This is a genomic window from Actinoplanes hulinensis, assembly GCF_019429605.1.
Taxonomy (GTDB): domain Bacteria; phylum Actinomycetota; class Actinomycetes; order Mycobacteriales; family Micromonosporaceae; genus Actinoplanes; species Actinoplanes campanulatus.
In genome coordinates this window covers 1-17073 of sequence record NZ_JAHXZI010000030.1, presented here as the reverse complement: position 1 = coordinate 17073, position 17073 = coordinate 1, and the positions used below count along the sequence as shown (strand labels likewise).

Annotated in this window: 18 protein-coding genes; 3 read left to right on the top strand and 15 right to left on the bottom strand. The window is 72.6% G+C overall.

Annotation, left to right across the window (positions count from 1 at the left end):
• Positions 1 to 55 precede the first annotated feature (55 nt).
• The 6 genes from KZ829_RS38625 to KZ829_RS38600 form a co-directional block, all read right to left on the bottom strand.
• Positions 56 to 712, bottom strand: a complete 657-nt coding sequence (locus KZ829_RS38625) for a methionine ABC transporter permease (protein ID WP_220148796.1) — start codon at positions 710 to 712, stop codon at positions 56 to 58.
• Positions 709 to 1680, bottom strand: coding sequence for a methionine ABC transporter ATP-binding protein (locus KZ829_RS38620; protein WP_308285845.1), 972 nt, complete (start codon positions 1678 to 1680; stop codon positions 709 to 711). The genes KZ829_RS38625 and KZ829_RS38620 overlap by 4 nt, the downstream gene beginning before the upstream one ends.
• A 131-nt stretch (positions 1681 to 1811) precedes the next feature.
• Positions 1812 to 2492, bottom strand: coding sequence for a response regulator (locus KZ829_RS38615; protein ID WP_372454007.1), 681 nt, complete (start codon positions 2490 to 2492; stop codon positions 1812 to 1814).
• A complete protein-coding gene (locus KZ829_RS38610) occupies positions 2471 to 3646 on the bottom strand; it encodes a sensor histidine kinase (protein ID WP_220148793.1) in 1176 nt (391 codons plus the stop codon). Before KZ829_RS38610 ends, KZ829_RS38615 begins: the two co-directional genes overlap by 22 nt.
• The gene (locus KZ829_RS38605) at positions 3643 to 4341 is read right to left on the bottom strand and encodes a YqeB family protein (protein WP_220148792.1); all 699 of its coding nucleotides are present in this window, start codon (positions 4339 to 4341) and stop codon (positions 3643 to 3645) included. Before KZ829_RS38605 ends, KZ829_RS38610 begins: the two co-directional genes overlap by 4 nt.
• Positions 4342 to 4466: 125 nt before the next feature.
• Positions 4467 to 5651 carry a PucR family transcriptional regulator gene (locus KZ829_RS38600; protein WP_204300397.1) on the bottom strand — a complete coding sequence of 395 codons (1185 nt, stop codon included), beginning with the start codon at positions 5649 to 5651 and terminating at the stop codon, positions 4467 to 4469.
• Between the two features lie 110 nt (positions 5652 to 5761).
• Here KZ829_RS38600 and KZ829_RS38595 point away from each other — a divergent pair, with 110 nt between their 5' ends.
• On the top strand, positions 5762 to 6838 hold the full coding sequence (locus KZ829_RS38595) for a ferredoxin reductase (protein WP_220148791.1): 1077 nt from the start codon (positions 5762 to 5764) through the stop codon (positions 6836 to 6838).
• A gap of 130 nt (positions 6839 to 6968) precedes the next feature.
• Positions 6969 to 8147: a fatty acid desaturase family protein gene (locus KZ829_RS38590; RefSeq protein WP_372454006.1), complete on the top strand. Its 1179-nt coding sequence runs from the start codon at positions 6969 to 6971 to the stop codon at positions 8145 to 8147.
• A 63-nt stretch (positions 8148 to 8210) separates the two neighbouring features.
• On the opposite strand, the gene KZ829_RS38585 is transcribed toward KZ829_RS38590, so the two are convergent.
• The 9 genes from KZ829_RS38585 to KZ829_RS38545 all read right to left on the bottom strand — a co-directional run bounded on the left by KZ829_RS38585 (position 8211) and on the right by KZ829_RS38545 (position 16061).
• Complete coding sequence (locus tag KZ829_RS38585; RefSeq protein WP_220148790.1) at positions 8211 to 8519, bottom strand: putative quinol monooxygenase; 309 nt, start codon at positions 8517 to 8519, stop codon at positions 8211 to 8213.
• Between the two features lie 53 nt (positions 8520 to 8572).
• Positions 8573 to 10126, bottom strand: a complete 1554-nt coding sequence (locus KZ829_RS38580) for a family 4 glycosyl hydrolase (RefSeq protein ID WP_246636985.1) — start codon at positions 10124 to 10126, stop codon at positions 8573 to 8575.
• 178 nt (positions 10127 to 10304) lie between these two features.
• Complete coding sequence (locus tag KZ829_RS38575) at positions 10305 to 11369, bottom strand: carbohydrate kinase family protein (RefSeq protein WP_220148789.1); 1065 nt, start codon at positions 11367 to 11369, stop codon at positions 10305 to 10307.
• Positions 11370 to 11412: 43 nt separating this feature from the next.
• Entirely contained in the window at positions 11413 to 11820 is a 408-nt protein-coding gene (locus tag KZ829_RS38570) for a hypothetical protein (protein WP_220148788.1), read from the bottom strand.
• A 350-nt stretch (positions 11821 to 12170) separates the two neighbouring features.
• Entirely contained in the window at positions 12171 to 12677 is a 507-nt protein-coding gene (locus tag KZ829_RS38565; RefSeq protein ID WP_220148787.1) for a GAF domain-containing protein, read from the bottom strand.
• 8 nt (positions 12678 to 12685) lie between these two features.
• Complete coding sequence (locus KZ829_RS38560) at positions 12686 to 12949, bottom strand: hypothetical protein (RefSeq protein ID WP_246636984.1); 264 nt, start codon at positions 12947 to 12949, stop codon at positions 12686 to 12688.
• 28 nt (positions 12950 to 12977) lie between these two features.
• Entirely contained in the window at positions 12978 to 14606 is a 1629-nt protein-coding gene (locus KZ829_RS38555) for a methyl-accepting chemotaxis protein (RefSeq protein WP_220148786.1), read from the bottom strand.
• A 113-nt stretch (positions 14607 to 14719) separates the two neighbouring features.
• The gene (locus KZ829_RS38550; protein WP_220148785.1) at positions 14720 to 15196 is read right to left on the bottom strand and encodes a hypothetical protein; all 477 of its coding nucleotides are present in this window, start codon (positions 15194 to 15196) and stop codon (positions 14720 to 14722) included.
• A 43-nt stretch (positions 15197 to 15239) separates the two neighbouring features.
• On the bottom strand, positions 15240 to 16061 hold the full coding sequence (locus tag KZ829_RS38545) for a TIGR02452 family protein (RefSeq protein WP_220148784.1): 822 nt from the start codon (positions 16059 to 16061) through the stop codon (positions 15240 to 15242).
• Between the two features lie 118 nt (positions 16062 to 16179).
• On the opposite strand from KZ829_RS38545, the gene KZ829_RS38540 reads away from it, so the two are divergent.
• Positions 16180 to 16959, top strand: coding sequence for an ABC transporter ATP-binding protein (locus KZ829_RS38540; protein ID WP_220148783.1), 780 nt, complete (start codon positions 16180 to 16182; stop codon positions 16957 to 16959).
• Positions 16960 to 17073: the final 114 nt, after the last annotated feature.

Below are 17073 nucleotides of genomic sequence, written 5' to 3'. Positions count from 1 at the left end.
GATGGGTGTTAGAGGAATTGGGACGGACCCCGGCCGGGTCACGGCCGGGGGTTGGTCAGCGGTGCGACAACCTGCGGACGAGCAGGTCGCCGAGCATCTGGACGAGCTGGACGAGGATCACCAGGGCCACCACGGTCGCGATCATCACTTCGGTCTCGAAGCGCTGGTAGCCGTACCGGATGGCGAGGTCACCGAGACCGCCGCCGCCGACCACCCCGGCCATCGCCGAGTAGCCGACCAGCGCGATCACCGTGATGGTCAGGCCCGCGACCAGGGCCGGAAGGGCCTCGCGGAGCAGCACCTTGCCGACGATCTGGGTGCGGGTGGCGCCCATCGCGGTGGCCGCGGCGACCACGTCCGGCGGCACCTCGCGCAGCGCCGACTCGACGATCCGGGCGAAGAACGGGATGGCGCCGATGGTCAGCGGGACGATCGCCGCGTCGGTGCCGATCGTGGTGCCGACCACCATGCGGGTGAACGGGATGACCGCGACCAGCAGGATGATGAACGGCAGCGACCGGCCGACGTTCACGATCAGGCCGAGGACCGCGTTGAGCGGCCGCAGCGGCAGCAGGCCGCCGGCGCCGGTGAGCACCAGCAGCACCCCGACGAGCAGGCCGCCGACAGCGGTGAGCAGCGCCGACACGCCGACCATCCAGGCCGTCTCGCGCACCCCGACGTCGAGCAGCTCGTAGATCTCCTGCCAGGTCACGCCGCCACCCCTCGTTCGCGCAGGTAGTCGAGGGCCTCACGGTTGTCGTCCGGGGCGCCCGGCAGAGCGAGACGCCAGCGCCCGGCGCGCGTCGCGGCGAGCGTTTCCACAGAACCACCCAGGATGCGTACGTCGAGAGCGAACCGCCGGGCCAGCTCCGCGATGATCGGCTCGTCGGCCTCGTCACCGCTCACCGTGATGTCGACGATCGTGTCCCCGGCCGCGCCGGTCACCGGCTCCAGCGGGAACAGGTCCCGGGCCAGCTCCGACTCCGGCCGCCGCAGCAGATCGGTGATGGCGCCGGACTCGGTGAACCGCCCGTCCCGCATCACCGCGGCCGACGTGCAGATCCGCTTCACCACGGTCATCTCGTGGGTGATCAGCAGGATGGTGAGGCCGAGCCGGCGGTTCAGGTCGAGCAGCAGCCGCAGGATCGACTCGGTGGTCTCCGGGTCGAGCGCCGAGGTCGCCTCGTCGGAGAGCAGCACCCGGGGCCGCGCGGCGAGCGCGCGGGCGATGCCGACCCGCTGCTTCTGGCCACCGGACAGCTGGGCAGGGTACGCGTCCGCGCGCTCGCTGAGACCGACCAGTTCGAGCAGCTCGGCGACCCGGGCCTTCCGCTCCGCCCGCGGGGCGCCGGTCACCTCCAGCGCGAACGCGACGTTACCGGCCACGGTGCGTGAGGAGAGCAGCGCGAAGTGCTGGTGGATCATCCCGATCCCGTGCCGGGCGGTCCGCAGCCGCTTACCGCGCAGACCGGTCAGCTCGACACCGTCGACCGTGACCGTGCCGGCGTCCGGCCGCTCCAGCATGTTGACGCAACGCAGCAGGGTGCTCTTGCCGGCGCCGCTGCGGCCGAGGACGCCGAAGACCTCGCCATCACCGACGGTCAGGTCGACTCCGTCGACGGCCTGGACCGAGCCCCTCCTGGAGCGATACGCCTTGCGCAGACCGCCAATTTCGATCACGTTGAACACCCTGGTCAGCAGTTGTGACGAGCGTCGCAATGCCTACTCAGCAAGTAGGTCTTTGCGTTCGGTCAACGCTAGCCGGAGTCACCGCCGGAAACCACTTCCTGTAACGACCCTCACGAGGAAGGTCACTTTCCCGTACGCGACTCGTGGACCAGGATCGCCACCTGCACCCGGTTGGCGCAGCCGAGCTTGTCGAGCAGCCGGGAGACGTACGCCTTCACGGTCGGCACGCTCATGTGCAGCTCCGCGCCGATCTCCGCGTTGGAGCGCCCGGTCGCCACCGCCTCGGCCACCTCCCGCTCACGCTCGGTGAGCCGGTCGAGCACCGCCGACGCCCGGCTGCCGCGGCCGCCGTCACTCTCCGGGTCACGGGCCACCGCGTACCCGATCAGGCGCGGCACCACCGACGGCGCCAGGATCGACTCACCCGCGGCCGCCCGCCGCACCGCGTCCAGGATCTCGGTCGGCGCGATGTCCTTCAGGAGGAAGCCGTTGGCCCCCAGGCGCAGCGCCCCGAGCAGGTTCTCGTCGGTGTCGAAGGTGGTCAGCACCACGATCGCCGGGGCCGGGCCGTCCCGCCGCAGCTCAGCGGTCGCGGCCAGACCGTCCGTCCGGGGCATCCGCACGTCCATCAGCACCACGTCCGGCCGCAGGCGCCGGGCCAGCTCGACCGCCTCGGCGCCGTCACCCGCCTCGCCGACGATCTGGATCTCCGGCGCCGCGCCCAGCACCAGCGACAGGCCCACCCGCACCAGCGGGTCGTCATCGGCGATCAGCACCCGGATCAGCTCGGCCACGGCAACCACGCCTCCAGATCGAAACTCAGGCCCGCGCCCGGATGGTCGCGGACACCGTGCGACAGCCGCCCGTGCAGCAGCTCCACCCGCTCGGCCAGCCCGACCAGCCCGGCGCCCGCCCCCGGAACCACGCTGCGCGCGATGCCCGGCAACGGGTTGGAGATCAACAGATGCAGCTCACCCTCACCGGTGCTCTCCAACAGCAGGCGTACGGACGTGCCGGGCGCGTGCTTGCCCGCGTTCGTGAGGCCCTCCTGGATCAGCCGGTACAGGGTCCGCCCCAGCGACGCGCTGATCGGCAGTCCGTCCAGGTGGTTGACGGCGCTCACCCGTACCCCCGCTCGGTGGGCATCGGCGAGGAGGTCGCCCAGGTCTCGCAGGTCGGGTTGCGGCCGGAGGCCGTCGCCGTCACCGGCCCGCAGCACGCCGAGGATCTCGCGCAGGTCCTCGAGGGCCTGATGAGCGCTGTCCCGGATGGTGGCGGCCGCCTTCGCCACCTCCTCCGGGGTCAGATCGGGACGGATCTGGAGGGCACCGGCGTGCAGGCTGACCATCGAGATCCGGTGGGCGAGCGCGTCGTGCATCTCCCGGGCGATCCGTTCCCGTTCCAGCGAGCGCAGCCGGTCGGCCCGCAGCCGCGTCTCCTCCTCGGCACGGACGGCCCGCTCCCGCAGCGACTCGATCAGGTCCCGCCGGGCCCGCGCCGCAAGCCCGATCGCGACCGTGGCGGCGGTGATCGCGATGGTGAGCGCGATGTTGACCGGCATCGGCACGGTGGGATCCGGGTTGATCCACGTGAAGAGCAGCCCGGTCGCCACACCGATCGCGGTGACCAGCACGGTCGGCCGGCCGCGCCGCAGCGTGACGACCGTGAACAGGGCGATCAGCGAGGCCACGCCGGCGCCCTCGGCGACCACCGAGACGACGCTGAGGAAGACCGCCACCGCCACCGGCCACCGGCGCCGCCACCAGAGCGCCTGGGCGAAGACGCACCCGGCCACCAGATGCAGGAACACCTGATCGTCGCTCATCCCACGGCCGGCCTGGGCGTCGCCGAGGACGATCGCCGCCCCGACGCAGGAGGACAGCACGGCCGCCACATCCCAGACGCGCTGCCCGGCCCGTTCCTTCCGCTCCGCCTCCACCTCGGTCGCCGGTGTCATGAGCGCACCAGCGGGCGCCAGAGCTGGTGGGCGCCGTCGTCGCGGACCGCGTAACCCAGCTTCTCCAGGGATCCGCGCAGCTCGGCGGCCTCCTTCGCGGCCTTCTTGCGCAGCGCGACCGAGCGGGCCGACAGCACCGCCTCGACGGCCACCGGCAGCTGACCGGTCTCCGGGACCCACCGCTGGTAGAGGCCGGCGAACGGGTCCTCGGACCGCCAGGGGTAGCCGTGCTCGCGGAAGACCCGCTCCAGCACGTCGGCCCCGGCCTGCGGCTCGCCGTGGAACACCCGCCGCGACTCCCGGTCCAGGATCACCAGGGCGCCGCCCTCCACGAACAGTGCCCCGATCTCCGGGCGGGCGACGACGACCTCGCTGTCCCCGGTCCGCAACCGCACCTCGCCGGAACCGACCGTGACCCGGGCGGTGCGCTGCACGATCTCCACGCTGACCAGTCCGCCCACCACCGCGAGGATCGCGGCCTGCACGGCGGCCTTCCACCAGGTGTCGACCGAAGAGGCCACCCTCCACACCACACCGAGGACCGGGAAGCCCACGTCCACCAGCCAACGGGCGGCCACCGGCAGCGCGAACCCGATCAGGGCGCCGAGCGTGGCCGGCCCGAACAGCACCAGGACGCGGGCCACCGGCGAGAACGTCAGCACCGTCCCGTCCTGCCGTGACGCATCGCCGCCCATGTCCCGACCACCCGCTTCCGCTGCCCGCCCTTGCGGTGACCACGCTATTTCGGGCCGTTCGGCCGAACCAGTCGTCCGAAGTCGGCCGGTTCTGACTTTGGTATATCCGCCCGGCCGGGGACGCTTCACTCCGGGATGGCCAGGGCGATGGTCAGGGCCAGGACCCACTGCGGGTCGCGGAGGCGGTCGCCGTACAGCTCGCGGAGCCGGGCCATCCGGTAGCGGACCGTCTGCGGGTGCACGAACAGCTCGGCGGCCACGTCCTCGCGGCGGCCGTGGTGCAGCAGCCAGCTGCGCAGCGTCTCGATCAGCTTGGCGGCGGCCGCGCCGCGCTCGCCGGCCAGCGGGGTCAGCGCCCAGGCCCGCAGATCCGCCAGCGCGCCCGGGTCGGCGGTCACCACCACCGCGGCCAGATGGTCCTCGGTGTCGACGACCTCGCCGCCGGCCGGAGCGGTCATCCGGTGCACCCGGATCGCCCGGTCCAGCGAGCTCCTCGCCTCGAGCCACGGGCGGGCCGGGCCCATCACCACGTTGTGGCCGGTCAGCAGCCGGGTCATGGTCGGGCGGGAGCTGCCCTGCGGGTCCGGGACCAGCAGCACGGTCAGGCCGGGGAGATCGGGTACGGCGTCGGCGAGCTGCAACGTACGCGGATCGAGCAGGTCGATCACCCAGCGTGCCGCGCGCTCCGGCAGCAGCAGCGCGGTGAGGGTCTGCGGGGGCGCCCACTCGGCCTGCTCGGCGGCCGCCTGGAGCACGTGCGCGGGCTCCCCGGCGACCAGCGCCTGCGCCAGCTCCTGGAGGTGGCGCATCCGGATCCGGCCGGAGGCGGCCAGCTCGTCGGCGTGCCCGGCCACGCTCGCCGCGGACAGCTCGTCGATGTAGGCGAAGACCAGCTCGGCGAAGTCGGCGATGGTGGCGGCGGGCTGCCCGGCGGCGACGCTGATCGCGGCCAGCTCACGCCACGCCACCCGGGCGCCCACCCGGTAGGCGGCGAGCAGCGCGTCCAGGCTGCGGCCGGAGCGGGCCTCGCCGCGGCCCAGCGCGTACGCCGCCTCGATCGCCGACGCCATCGGGGTGCCCGGGTCGGCGCCCGGACGGGACACCAGGTTGAGGAAGGTGGCGAGCGCGGCCCGCACCGCCCGCGCGATCTTGTGCCCGAGCTCGCCGGCGAACGGTTCGGCGTACGCCGGGACCTCCCGGATGATCGCCTTGATCGTCTGCGAGGAGACTCCGGACAGACCCTGCCGGAGTGGGTCGACGACCTCTGGCGGCAGGCGATAGGACCGTACGTCGCGCAGCGGCTGTTTCACGCGGCTCCCTCACATTCCGTCCGGTCTTTGTCCCCGCCGAACAATTATGCGGCCCCGGATTCACTTTCCCAGGTCAGGACTTTGCCTTTGCAAGCGACCAGTCTTGGTAGGTGCCTGTAAATCAGACATTGCGCAACGGCGCGTGGCGGGTCGTCGAGCTGATCACCACTCCGGTGGTGCCGGCCGACTATCTCGACGTCATCGCGCCCCTGCGCAACCCCACCGTCCTGCGCGCCCGGATCGAAGCCGTGCGCCCCGAGACCGCCGACGCGGTCACCCTGGAGCTGCGCCCGGGTCGTGGCTGGGAGCCACACCAGCCCGGACAGTACGTTCGGCTCGGCGTGGACGTCGACGGTGTCCGGCTGTGGCGTGCCTACTCGGTGACCAGCGCGGCCGACCGCCGTGACGGCAGGTTCACCGTCACCGTGAACGCCGTCCAGGACGGCGCGGTCAGCGGCCACCTGCTGCGGCACGCCCGCAAGGGCATGCTGGTCCACCTCGACCTGCCGGCCGGCGACTTCGTGCTGACCTCGCCCCGGCCGGCCAAGGCGCTGTTCGTCACGGCGGGCAGCGGCATCACCCCGGTGATGGGCATGCTGCGCAGCGCCCTGCCCGAGCTGGGCGACGTGGTCGTCGTGCACTCAGCCAGGACCCCGGAGGGCGTGGTCTTCGGCGCCGAGCTGCGTGAACTCGCCGCCCAGGGCCGGATCCGGCTGATCGAGCGGCACACCCGCGCCGACGGGCGGCTCAAGCCGGCCGCCCTGGCCGACCTGGTGCCCGACCTGTTCGAGCGGGAGACCTGGGCGTGCGGCCCCGGCGACATGCTCGACGACCTCCAGGAGCACTGGGCCGACGCGGGCGCCGCCGAGCGGCTGCACGTCGAACGCTTCCGGCCCACGGTGCTGGTCGCCGGCGACGGCGGCACGGTCACCTTCGAGAAGTCCGGGCTGGTCGTGGACGTCGCCGCCGGCGCCACGGTGCTCGACGCGGCCGAGGCGGCGGGCCGGCTGATGAAATCCGGCTGCCGGATGGGCATCTGCTTCAAGTGCGTGCTGCCCATGCGCGAGGGCATCGTCCGCGACGTCCGCGACGGCAAGCTCACCACCGCGACCGAGGTGGACGGCGACAACGTCCTGATCCAGACATGCATCTCCACGGCCGCCGGCCCGTGCCGGCTGGACGCCTGACCCCGTAGCGCCGACCCGGCATCCTCCGAGCCCGCAACCTCGGAGGCGCCACCTCCGAGCCCGCAACCTCGGAGCCCCGCCCGCGAGCCGGCTCCCGCCGAACCGGCTCCCGAAAGAACGAGGAAGTTCTGTGACGACGCTGCAGCGCAAGGAAGTCAACCCGATCGCCCATCTCTCCCCGGAGGACATCGAGCAGCTCGGCCGGGAGCTCGACGCCATCCGCGACGAGATCCTCGCCGTCCGCGGTGAGAAGGACGCCCGGCACATCCGGCGGATGATCGCCGTGCAGCGGCGCCTCGAGCTCGGCAGCCGCGCCGTCCTGCTCTTCTCGGTCTTCCCCCCGGCCTGGGTCCTCGGCACGATCGGCCTGTCGATCTCCAAGATCCTGGAGAACATGGAGATCGGCCACAACATCCTCCACGGCCAGTACGACTTCATGCGCGACCCGAAGATCCACTCGACCACCTGGGAGTGGGACTCGGCGTCGCCGGCCGAGCAGTGGAAGCACTCGCACAACGAGCTGCACCACAAGTACACCAACGTGGTCGGCCGGGACAACGACCTCGGCTACGGCATCATGCGCGTCGACGAGCAGCAGAAGTGGGCGCCCGCGCACCTCGGGCAGCCCTTCTACAACTTCGTCAACGCGTGCTTCTTCGAATACGGCATCGCCGCCTACGACCTGGAGCTGGGCCGCAACCTGCGGACCAAGAAGCGCCGCAACAACCCCGAGTTCCGCGCCCGCGCCCGCCAGGTCCTCCACAAGATCCGCCGGCAGGTCACCCGTGACTACGTCGTGCACCCGGCCCTCGCCCTCCCGGTCGGTTTCGCCGTCGGCAACCCGCTCGGCGCCCTCTTCGGCACCATGGCCGCCAACTTCGTGGCCAACCTGGCCCGGAACCTGTGGAGCCACTCGGTGATCATGTGCGGCCACTTCCCGAACGGCGTCGAGACCTTCGAGCGCACGTCGATCACCGGCGAGACCCGGGGTGAGTGGTACCTCCGGCAGATGCTCGGCTCGGCCAACATCTCCGGCAGCAAGCTGATGCACATCATGACCGGCAACCTCTCCCACCAGATCGAGCACCACCTCTTCCCCGACCTGCCGGCCAGCCGTTACGCCGAGGTCGCGCCGAAGGTCCGGGCGCTCTTCGAGCGTTACCAGCTCAAGTACGTGACCGGGCCGCTGGTCTTCCAGGTGGCGTCGGCGTGGGCCAAGGTCTTCCGCCTGGCCCTGCCCAACCGAAAGCCGGCCCGCGAGATCGACCACTCGATCCCGCCGCGCCACCCCGCCGAGGTCGCGGCCTGACCGCACGATCCACCACAGCACCATCCATCGGGACCGGGCGTGTGACGCCCGGCCCCGGCGCCGTCACTCGGGTGGGACGCCCAGGCCGCCCAGCACACTGATCTCCTGACTGGTGAACTCGCCGGTCAGCAGGGGCATCGCCCTGGCGATCGCGGCCCGGGTCCCGGGCAGTTGCAGGGAGGCGTCGTGATGCTCCTTGCTCTCCCACACCTCGTTGACCCAGATGGTCTGATCGTCGTCGTCCGAAACACCGACGACGTAGACGTAGCAGCCGGCGGCGCGCAGACCGTCGGCGCCGCCGAGCAGGATCGACACGACCTCCTCCCGGTGGCCGGGCCGGGTCCTCATCGTGCCGAAGTAGCCATACCTCATCTCGTGCCCCCTTTCACCGGTCACCCTGCCAGGCGGGTACGACAGTTTTCGGCTCACCCGGCCCGCAGGTAGGCGAGTTCCGGGAACTCGGCCCGGTAGGCGTCGATCAGACGGGCCGCGAGGTGTTCCGATCCGACCAGGGGATGCGCGGCCATCGCCCGTACCGCTGCGGCTCTTGATCCTGAATCGACCGCTTGCAGGACCCACCTCTCGGCCGTCTTGACCGCCTGGATCAGCCCCGTGCCGTGCGCCGGAAGCGGCGAGATCCGCTGGGGCGAAGCCCCGCGGGCGTCCACCGTGCACGGCACCTCGACCACCGCGCCGTCGTCGAGGACGGTGACGGCGCCCCGGTTGCGCACGTTCAGGATCAGGGTGGTGGGCTCGTCGAGGGCCAGGGCGCGCATCACCGCGAGCGCGACACCCTCGTAACCGGCGGGCCGGGACTCGTCGTGCTCCCGCTCGCCGGCGCCGGTGAGCTCCCGGTTCTCGGCCATGTAGGTGGCCTCCCGCTCCCGCCACGCCCCCAGCCAGGCGCCGAGCGGATCGCGGACGAGGATCTCGGCATAACAGCGCCGCTGCTGCCCGAGCAGGAACTCACCCCGGGTCTGCGCCGCCTGGCGCACCGCGGCCAGCGTGCCGGCCGGATCGTAGTAGTAGTGCAGATACTCGTTGGGGATCGCGCCCAGGTCACGAAGCCGGTCGGCGCCGAAGAGGCGGCCCTCCTCGAACGATTCCAGCCGCGGGCGGTCGTCCAGGAGGCCCGCCAGGAGATTCCCGTCGCCCTGGCCGGACACATCGGTCCCGGCACGCGAGTCGCCCGCCCTCAGCGGACCGGTCCCGCCACCTGAACCCCACACACCCGACAGACCGGTCCCGGTACGCCCAGCGCCCACCCCGAGCGGATCACTCCCGCTGTCCGAACCCGGCAAATCCGTCCCGGTACGCCCAGCGCCAACCGCGAGCGGATCGGTGGCACGTGGATCGGCCGCGTCGAGGAGGTGGACGCCGTAGAGCCAGCCCAGGTGGTTGAGGCCGGCGTAGTCGACCCGGACCGTGCCGGGGCCGGCGCCGAGGGCCCGCAGCACGCGGTCGACCAGGCCGGACGGGGAGTCGCAGATGCCGATGACCCGGTCGCCGAGGTGGGTGGCCATGGCCTCGGTGACCAGACCGGCGGGGTTGGTGAAGTTGATCGTCCAGGCGGCGGGGGCGAGGCGCGCGATGCGGGCGGCGATGCGGCGGGCCTCGGGGACGGTGCGCAGGCCGTAGGAGATGCCGCCCGCTCCGACCGTCTCCTGGCCGAGGACGCCCGCTTCGAGCGCCACCCTCTCGTCGGTGACCCGCCCGCGGAGGCCGCCCACCCGGATCGCGCAGAACACGAAGTCCGCACGGGTGACCGCGGTGTCCAGGTCGGTGGTGGTGATCAGCCGCGGGGCTCCGGGCACGCCGCGGGCCTGGGCGGTGAGCACCCGGCCGATCGCGTCGAGGCGCCCGGCGTCGACGTCGTACAGGACCAGCTCGGTGATGCCGGTCCGCTCGCGGTCGGCGAGCAGCGCCCGGTGCACCAGTGGCACCCGGAAACCCCCGCCGCCGAGAATCGTCAGTCGCATGCGATCTCCATGGCTCGGTTACCGATCATCGTTCTTCGCCGCCCTGACCCACGGGCGACGGCCAGACAGAAGGCGCCGGGCCGTGACGTGAACGACGGCGAACGTCGGCACGGCCGAAGCAGCCGGCCCGGCGAGAAGGGCGGACCGGCGCGGACGGCGGGGCAGGGCATGTGCCGGGTCAGTGGCCGGGGCTGACGTCGGAGAGCCGGGCGATCGTGGCCGTGGCCCGGTGGACCGCGTTGCGGCTTCCCGCCGGGATCACGTCGTCGAGGAAGCCGAACCGCCGGGCCAGGACCGCCTCGCTGGAGTCGCCGTGGTGGCGGGCGGCGCCGGCGCGGGTGGCGGTCCACCAGTCGGCGATGTCGCCCCAGCCGGGGGCCGACAGGGAGCCGCCGAAATGCTGCACCGACAGGGCGCCCACGAGGGTCGCGAAGGCCACCCGGTCGGCGAGCGGCCAGCCGCCGAGCGTGCCGGTGACGAAGCCGGCGGTGAAGACGTCACCGGCGCCGGTCGGGTCGAGGGCCTCCACCGGCACGCCGGGGACGGACGCGATCTCCCCGGTGCTCCCGTCGATGGCGATTGCCCCGTCGGCGCCGCAGGTCACCACCACCACCGGTACGAGGCCGGACAGTTTCTCCAGGGCCTGGCGCGGCTCGTCGGTGCGGGTCCAGCGCATGGCCTCGACCGCGTTGGGCAGGAAGGCGTGGCAGTCGGCGAGCACCCCGAGCACCTCGCACGACCACTGGTCGGTGTCGTCCCACCCGGCGTCGGCGAAGATGAGTGTCCCGGCGGCGCGGGCGCGGCGCACCCAGCCGGTGCCCTCCGGCGCCAGGCTCACGGCGGCGCTGCGGGCCGGTGGGAGGCCGTTGACCAGCCCGTCGGCGTCGGTGGGCAGCGGATGGCCGTGGGTGATCATGCTGCGGTCCCGGTCGTACGCCACCGACACGGTCACCGGTGAGTGCCAGTCGTCGAGGCGGCGTGAGGCGGAGAGGTCGATCCCCTCCTGACGGCTCAGCACCTGGTGGCAGAACTCACCGTAGGCGTCCGAGCTCAGCGCCGTGCCGAGCCCCGTGTGCAGGCCGAGCCGGCTGGCGGCCACCGCCAGGTTGGCGACGCCGCCGGGGCACGAACCCATGCCGGGCGCCCAGACCTCGGTGCCGGGCTCGGGCAGCTCGCGGAGGCCGGTGAAGATCACATCGAGGTAGACGATTCCCGGGACGAATAGGTCGAGCTGTCGAGCCATCGTCCGATCTTAGCGCCGCTCCTATCGGTGAAGTGGCCTTTGATCAGCGAGCCTTCCGAAGGTCTACATGGGCGGCACGCAGTGTGTCCACAGTCCGGTCGGTGCCCGGCGGCCGCATTTCATCGAGAAGCCTCCATGCCTCATCCAAGGCTTGGGACAGGTCCCCGATGCGTTGCGCATGCTGCCGGCGGACGTCCTCCCGCACCTTCTCCACACGGCGCATCCATCCCTCAGCGGCAGCCGAAGGCGCCGCCGGAGGCGGGGGCGGGGCCGGAGGCGGGTCGAGCACCTGCGAGGCCGGCACGATGGCGGCGATCGGCCGCCCGCCGTCGACCACCACGGTCACCTGCCCGGTCACCCCGGTGACGCGGACGAGTTGCTGGAACCGCAGGCGAGCCTCAGCGACGGTGAGCTCAATCCGGCGGCGAATCGGCGTTGCTGGTTCTCCCATACCGCGATGATGCGCCTGGGGTATGACAAATTCCGTGGCCGCTCGTCACCCGGGGGGGCTGAATTGCCGCGATGACTGAGAACTCCAGCGGTGCGCGGGACGTCCGCGAGGCGGTTGACCTGGCCATCGCCACCCTGCAGACCGCGACGGACCGGGATTGGCACACCCCGGCCACCGGCCTGATCTGGTCCTGCTGGGAAACGATCGAGCACATCGCCGACGATCTGTTCGCCTATGCCACCCAATTGACGCCGAGGAATCCGTCGCGGGTCACGTACGTCCCCTTGTCGCACGGGCCCTCGATCTGGAGTGGGCCCCGGAGGCCGTCCCGCGCCGGGAGATCCCGGCCGCTACCGGAGCCGGTACGCGTCGAGCAGCCGCATCACCTTCTCCGCCCCGTCGGCCAGCACCGCCCGGTCGACGTCGGTGAAGATCCGTGGCCGCGCGTCGATCACGCAGTGCGCCCCGAGCGCGTGCCCACCGCCGATCAGCGGCACCCCGAGGTAGCTGCGCATCCCGGTCATCCGCAGGAACGGGTTGTCCGCGTGCCTGGGGTCCTGCGTCCCGTCGACGACGCAGTAGGGCTCCCCGGCGAGCACGGTGTGCGTGCACATGGCCCATTCCGCCGGTGTCCCCTCCGCGTCGGCCACCCACCCGGACACCCCGTACGAGCCGATGATGAACTGTGAGGTGTCGAGGATCATCGACACCATCGAGATCGGCGCCTCGAGGAGCCCGGCGCTTCGTTTCGCGATGGCGTCGAGGCTGGTCCGCAGATCTTCGTCGAAGAGGTCGTACCCGGCGATCTCCCGGATCCGCTCCGGGACGCCGAGCCGGTCGAAGAGATCGGTGTTCACGGCGACTCCTAGAGGATGCTGTGGGCGGCGGTGAGATGGGTGTGTGCGGTGACCCGGATCTTGATGGCGAGGGCGCAGAGCCGGGTGGACGGGTCGGCGTCGTGCATGACGGCGAGCATCCGGTCCAGGCCGCCGGGCTCGTTCCCGGTGAGCCCCGCGGCGTGGAGCAGGTCGGTCCAGATCCGGGTGCCGTTCCCGGCGTGGACGCGGAGCACCGCGGCCCGGGCGTCGTCCACGGTGGGCCGGCTGAGCCCGTAGGGCGCACTGGTCACGATCTCTCCCGTCACGAGGGTCCAGGGTTCAGTGGCGGAAACCACCGACCAGGTTGGTGAGGTCCCCGGCGAGCCGGGTGAGGTCGGCCGCCGCCTGCTGGGTGGCCCGGGCGCCCTCGGCGGTGGCGGCCGCGACCTCGGCGACCCCGGAGATGGTCCGGGCGACGTCGCCGCTGCTGGTGGCGGCGTCCGCGACCGACCGGCTCATCTCGCCGGTGGTGGCGGTCTGTTCCTCCACGGCGGACGCGATGGTCGTGGTGTAGTCGCCGATACGCTGGATGACCTGGGTGATCTCGCCGATCGCGGTGGCCGCCGAGCCGCTGGACTCCTGGATGGCGGCGATCCGCTCGATGATCTCCTCGGTCGCCTTGGCGGTCTGCTGGGCGAGTTCCTTGACCTCACCGGCCACCACGGCGAATCCCTTGCCCAGCTCGCCGGCGCGGGCGGCCTCGATGGTGGCGTTGAGGGCCAGCAGGTTGGTCTGCTCGGCGATGACGGTGATCAGCCGGACCACGTCGCCGATCTCCGCGCTGGCGGCGCCGAGTTCGGCGACCTGGTTGTTGGTGCGCTCGGCGACGGCCATGCCGTCGTGGGCGACCCGGGCCGCGTCGGCCGCGTTGGAGGCGATCTCGGCGATCGAGGCGCTCATCTCCTCGGCGCCGGCGGCGACCGACTGGATGCCGATGTTGACCGACTCGCTGGCCGTGCTGGCGGTGCCGGCCTTCTCGGCGACGTCGGCGGCCCCGCTCCCCAGCTGGGAGCTGACCGTGGACAGTTCCTCGGAGGCGCTGGCCAGCGTGACCGCGGACCCGCCGATGGTGCCGACGGTGTCCCGGAGCCGGGTGACGGCGACGTCCAGGGCGCGGCCCATGCGCCCGGGCTCGTCGCGGCTGGTGAGCCCGGTCTGCCGGGTCAGGTCGCCGTCGGCCAGGCCTTCACAGACCTCGGTGACCCGGTCCAGCGAGCGGACGATGCCCCGCGCCACCAGGACGCCGAGCCCGAGGGCCGCGGCGACGCCGAGGACGAGCAGCAGGATCGACTGGAGGCGGCTGCTCTCGTGCCTGGAGCGGGCGTTGTCGGCCGCCTGCGCCGCCGCGGCCCGCTCGATCTGGACCATCTCGGCGAGGTGCCCGTTGATCTCGGTGGTCAGATCCTGGAGCGGGCCGTTGCGGACGGCCACCCAGGCGTCCATGTCGTTGCTCTGGGCGGCGGGGATCAGTTGCTCGTTCGCGGTCCGCACGAACTCCTGCCAGTCGGCTTTCACGTCGTCGACCATGGCCGGATCGGGGACCGGGTCGGTGGCCTCGTAGACGGCCCACGCCTTCTCGACGGCGTCGAAGTCCTCGGCGATCTGCTCCTCGTACTGCCCTTCGGCGTCGGTGTCCGCGTTGAGCATGTGGTCGGACAGGGCGAGCTGGGCCTGGGTCATCCCGTTCTGCACCGCTCCCAGCGCCGCCACGCCCAGCACGTTGCTCCGGTAGATCGACTGTGCCGCGTCGCTGGCCGCGGCGGCCGCCCGCAGTCCCAGCACACCTATCAGCAGAGCGACCACCACGGCGACCACGATCGCAGCGATGATCTTGAGGTTGACGCTGAGATCGACCCAGAACCGCCGTCCTCCGGCGTTCGGGTCCGCCTCCCCGGTCACTTCGGTCATATCCAGTCTCCCTGGCCAGGCCCGGCCGCCCCACACCGGCCGCCCGTACTACTCACGTCGGCACCATCCGGCAACCTCTGAGCAACCTGGGCCAGATAGGAGTGCGACGCCGCTCAGGCGGCCCGGTCCTCGACCGGGCCGGGCCGGCGGACCCGGCGCGGCGGGACCGTCCGCTCGCGAGCCCGGTAGCGGACCGGCGGGGTGATCCGCAGCCGCCGCAGGAACGGGGCGAACGGGTCGCCGAAGGTGCGGGCCGCCGTGTTGAGCAGGAGCGCGGCGGCCACCATGCCGACCGCCGGCATGCCCAGCAGCAGGGCGATCACCGACCCGGCCAGCCCGCCCCACACCATCACCCGCAGCCCGACGTCGGCGACCGGGATGCCGCTGGGCCGCTGCCTGGTCCAGATCGGCAGGAACGACGACGCCAGAGCGAGCGCCACCGCGCCGAGCACGGCGGCCGCCGTCAGGAACGCCTGCGGCCAGTCGTAGTGCCGGCCGAGCGCGTAGCCGCCGGAGAGCACCACACCGAACCAGACCTTGGCGAGCGCCCAGCGCCCGACGCGGACCAGGGGATCGTCGGAATCCGTCATGACGCGCTCCAGCCGGGCTGCGACGGCGGACAGGCGGTAGCGACTACCCTACCGTCCGGTGCCCGGCATCGCCGGGAAGCGCGAAGGCCGTCCGGAACTCGTCGCGGACCGTCTCCCGGCGGTCCATGATCGCGAAGACCACCCGGTCGAACCACGGCCCGTCGCGCAGCGCCGCGGCGAAGGCCCGCGCCACCTCGCCCGGGTCGTTGCCGAAGACGCCGCAGCCCCAGGCCCCGAGGACCAGTTCGCGGGCGCCGTGGGCGGCGGCCACCCGCAACACTCGGGCCGCCCTCCGGGCGAGCGCGCCGGAGACCCCCGCGAGCAGGTCCGGCTCGTTCCGGGTGATCGCCGCGCGGTTGGGGGCGGCCGAGGTCAGAATCGAGACGGGGTACGGGTGAGCCAGCAGCCGACCGCGGTCGTCACGAAAGACCGGAACCGCCGGGGACCAGATGATCCGGTCGGTGTAGAGCAGTCCCCGGTCGGCCCGGTGGAAGGCGTAGAAGTCTCCGGCGGCCAGCAGCGCGGGATAGATCGCCGAGCCACGGGCGATGCTCTCCTCCTGCGCCTGGGCCCCGTTGAGGAAGCCGCCGCCCGGGTTGCGGGCCGACGCGAAGTTGAGGCAGGCCACCCCGGCGCCGACTCGGCGGGCGGCGGCCAGAGTGGACTCGGCGGTCACCTCGATCACGGGTGGGCCGGCCACCGGGACGGGTTCGGGGAGCGGGTCGCCGGGCAGGTGCAGCCGGGTGCCGGCGACCGCGGCGGCGACGTCACCGGCGATGTCCACGACACCGTCCGGCCCCTCGTACCACCCCTGCTCGGTGATCGCGACCGTCTCCCGCGCGATCCCGCGCAACCTGGCACTCATGATCTCGATGATCGCCGCCCCCGGCGGATGGCACCAGGCATTTACCGGTACGGCGGAGACCCCGGCCCGGACAAGACACTCTAGTTAACCGGTAGGAATAGTCGGTATAGTGCGCGGCATGAGCGCCGTACCCCTGCAGATCTCCGGCGTCGGCAAGGAGTTCACCGCGAGCGGCCGCCGCCGCGCCGTCCTGGCCGGCGTCGACCTCGACGTGGCCGCCGGCGAGGTCGTCGCCCTGCTCGGGCCGTCCGGCTGCGGCAAATCGACCCTGCTGCGCCTGGCCGGCGGCCTGGACACTCCGACCACGGGCAGCGTGCTGGTGGACGGGCAACCGGTGCGCGGCTTCGAGCCCCGCTGCGCCGTCGTCTTCCAGGAGCCCCGGCTGCTGCCCTGGCGGACCCTGGAGCGCAATGTGGCGTTCGGCCTGCCCCGCGACGTCACCGGCGACCGCGCCCGCGAGGAGGTCGCGCACTGGCTCTCCGTCGTGGGGCTCGCCGACTTCGCGAGACACCGGCCCCGGCAGGTGTCCGGCGGCATGGCGCAGCGGGCCGCACTGGCCCGCGCCCTGGCCCGGCGCCCCGGCGTGCTGCTGCTCGACGAACCGTTCGCCGCGCTGGACGCGCTGACCCGGCTGCGCATGCAGGACCTGCTCGCCGACGTCCAGCGCGAGGCCGGCACCACGGTCCTGCTGGTCACCCACGACGTCGACGAGGCGCTGCACCTGGCCGACCGGATCGTGCTGCTGGGCGCCCGGGACGGCGGCGCGGCCTCGGTGCGACTGGTGCTCGACGTCCCCGGCGCCCGTCCCCGGGACCGGGGCGACGCCGGGCTGGCCGCACTCCGCTCCTCCCTGCTGGCCGAGCTCGGAGTCCGTACCCCCGCTGCCGTGGCCCCCTGAACCACCGCACGACCGCCCCGCGGGGGGGGGGGGGGGGGGGGGGGGGGGGGGGGGGGGGGGGGGGGGGGGGGGGGGGGGGGGGGGGGGGGGGGGGGGGGGGGGGGGGGGGGGGGG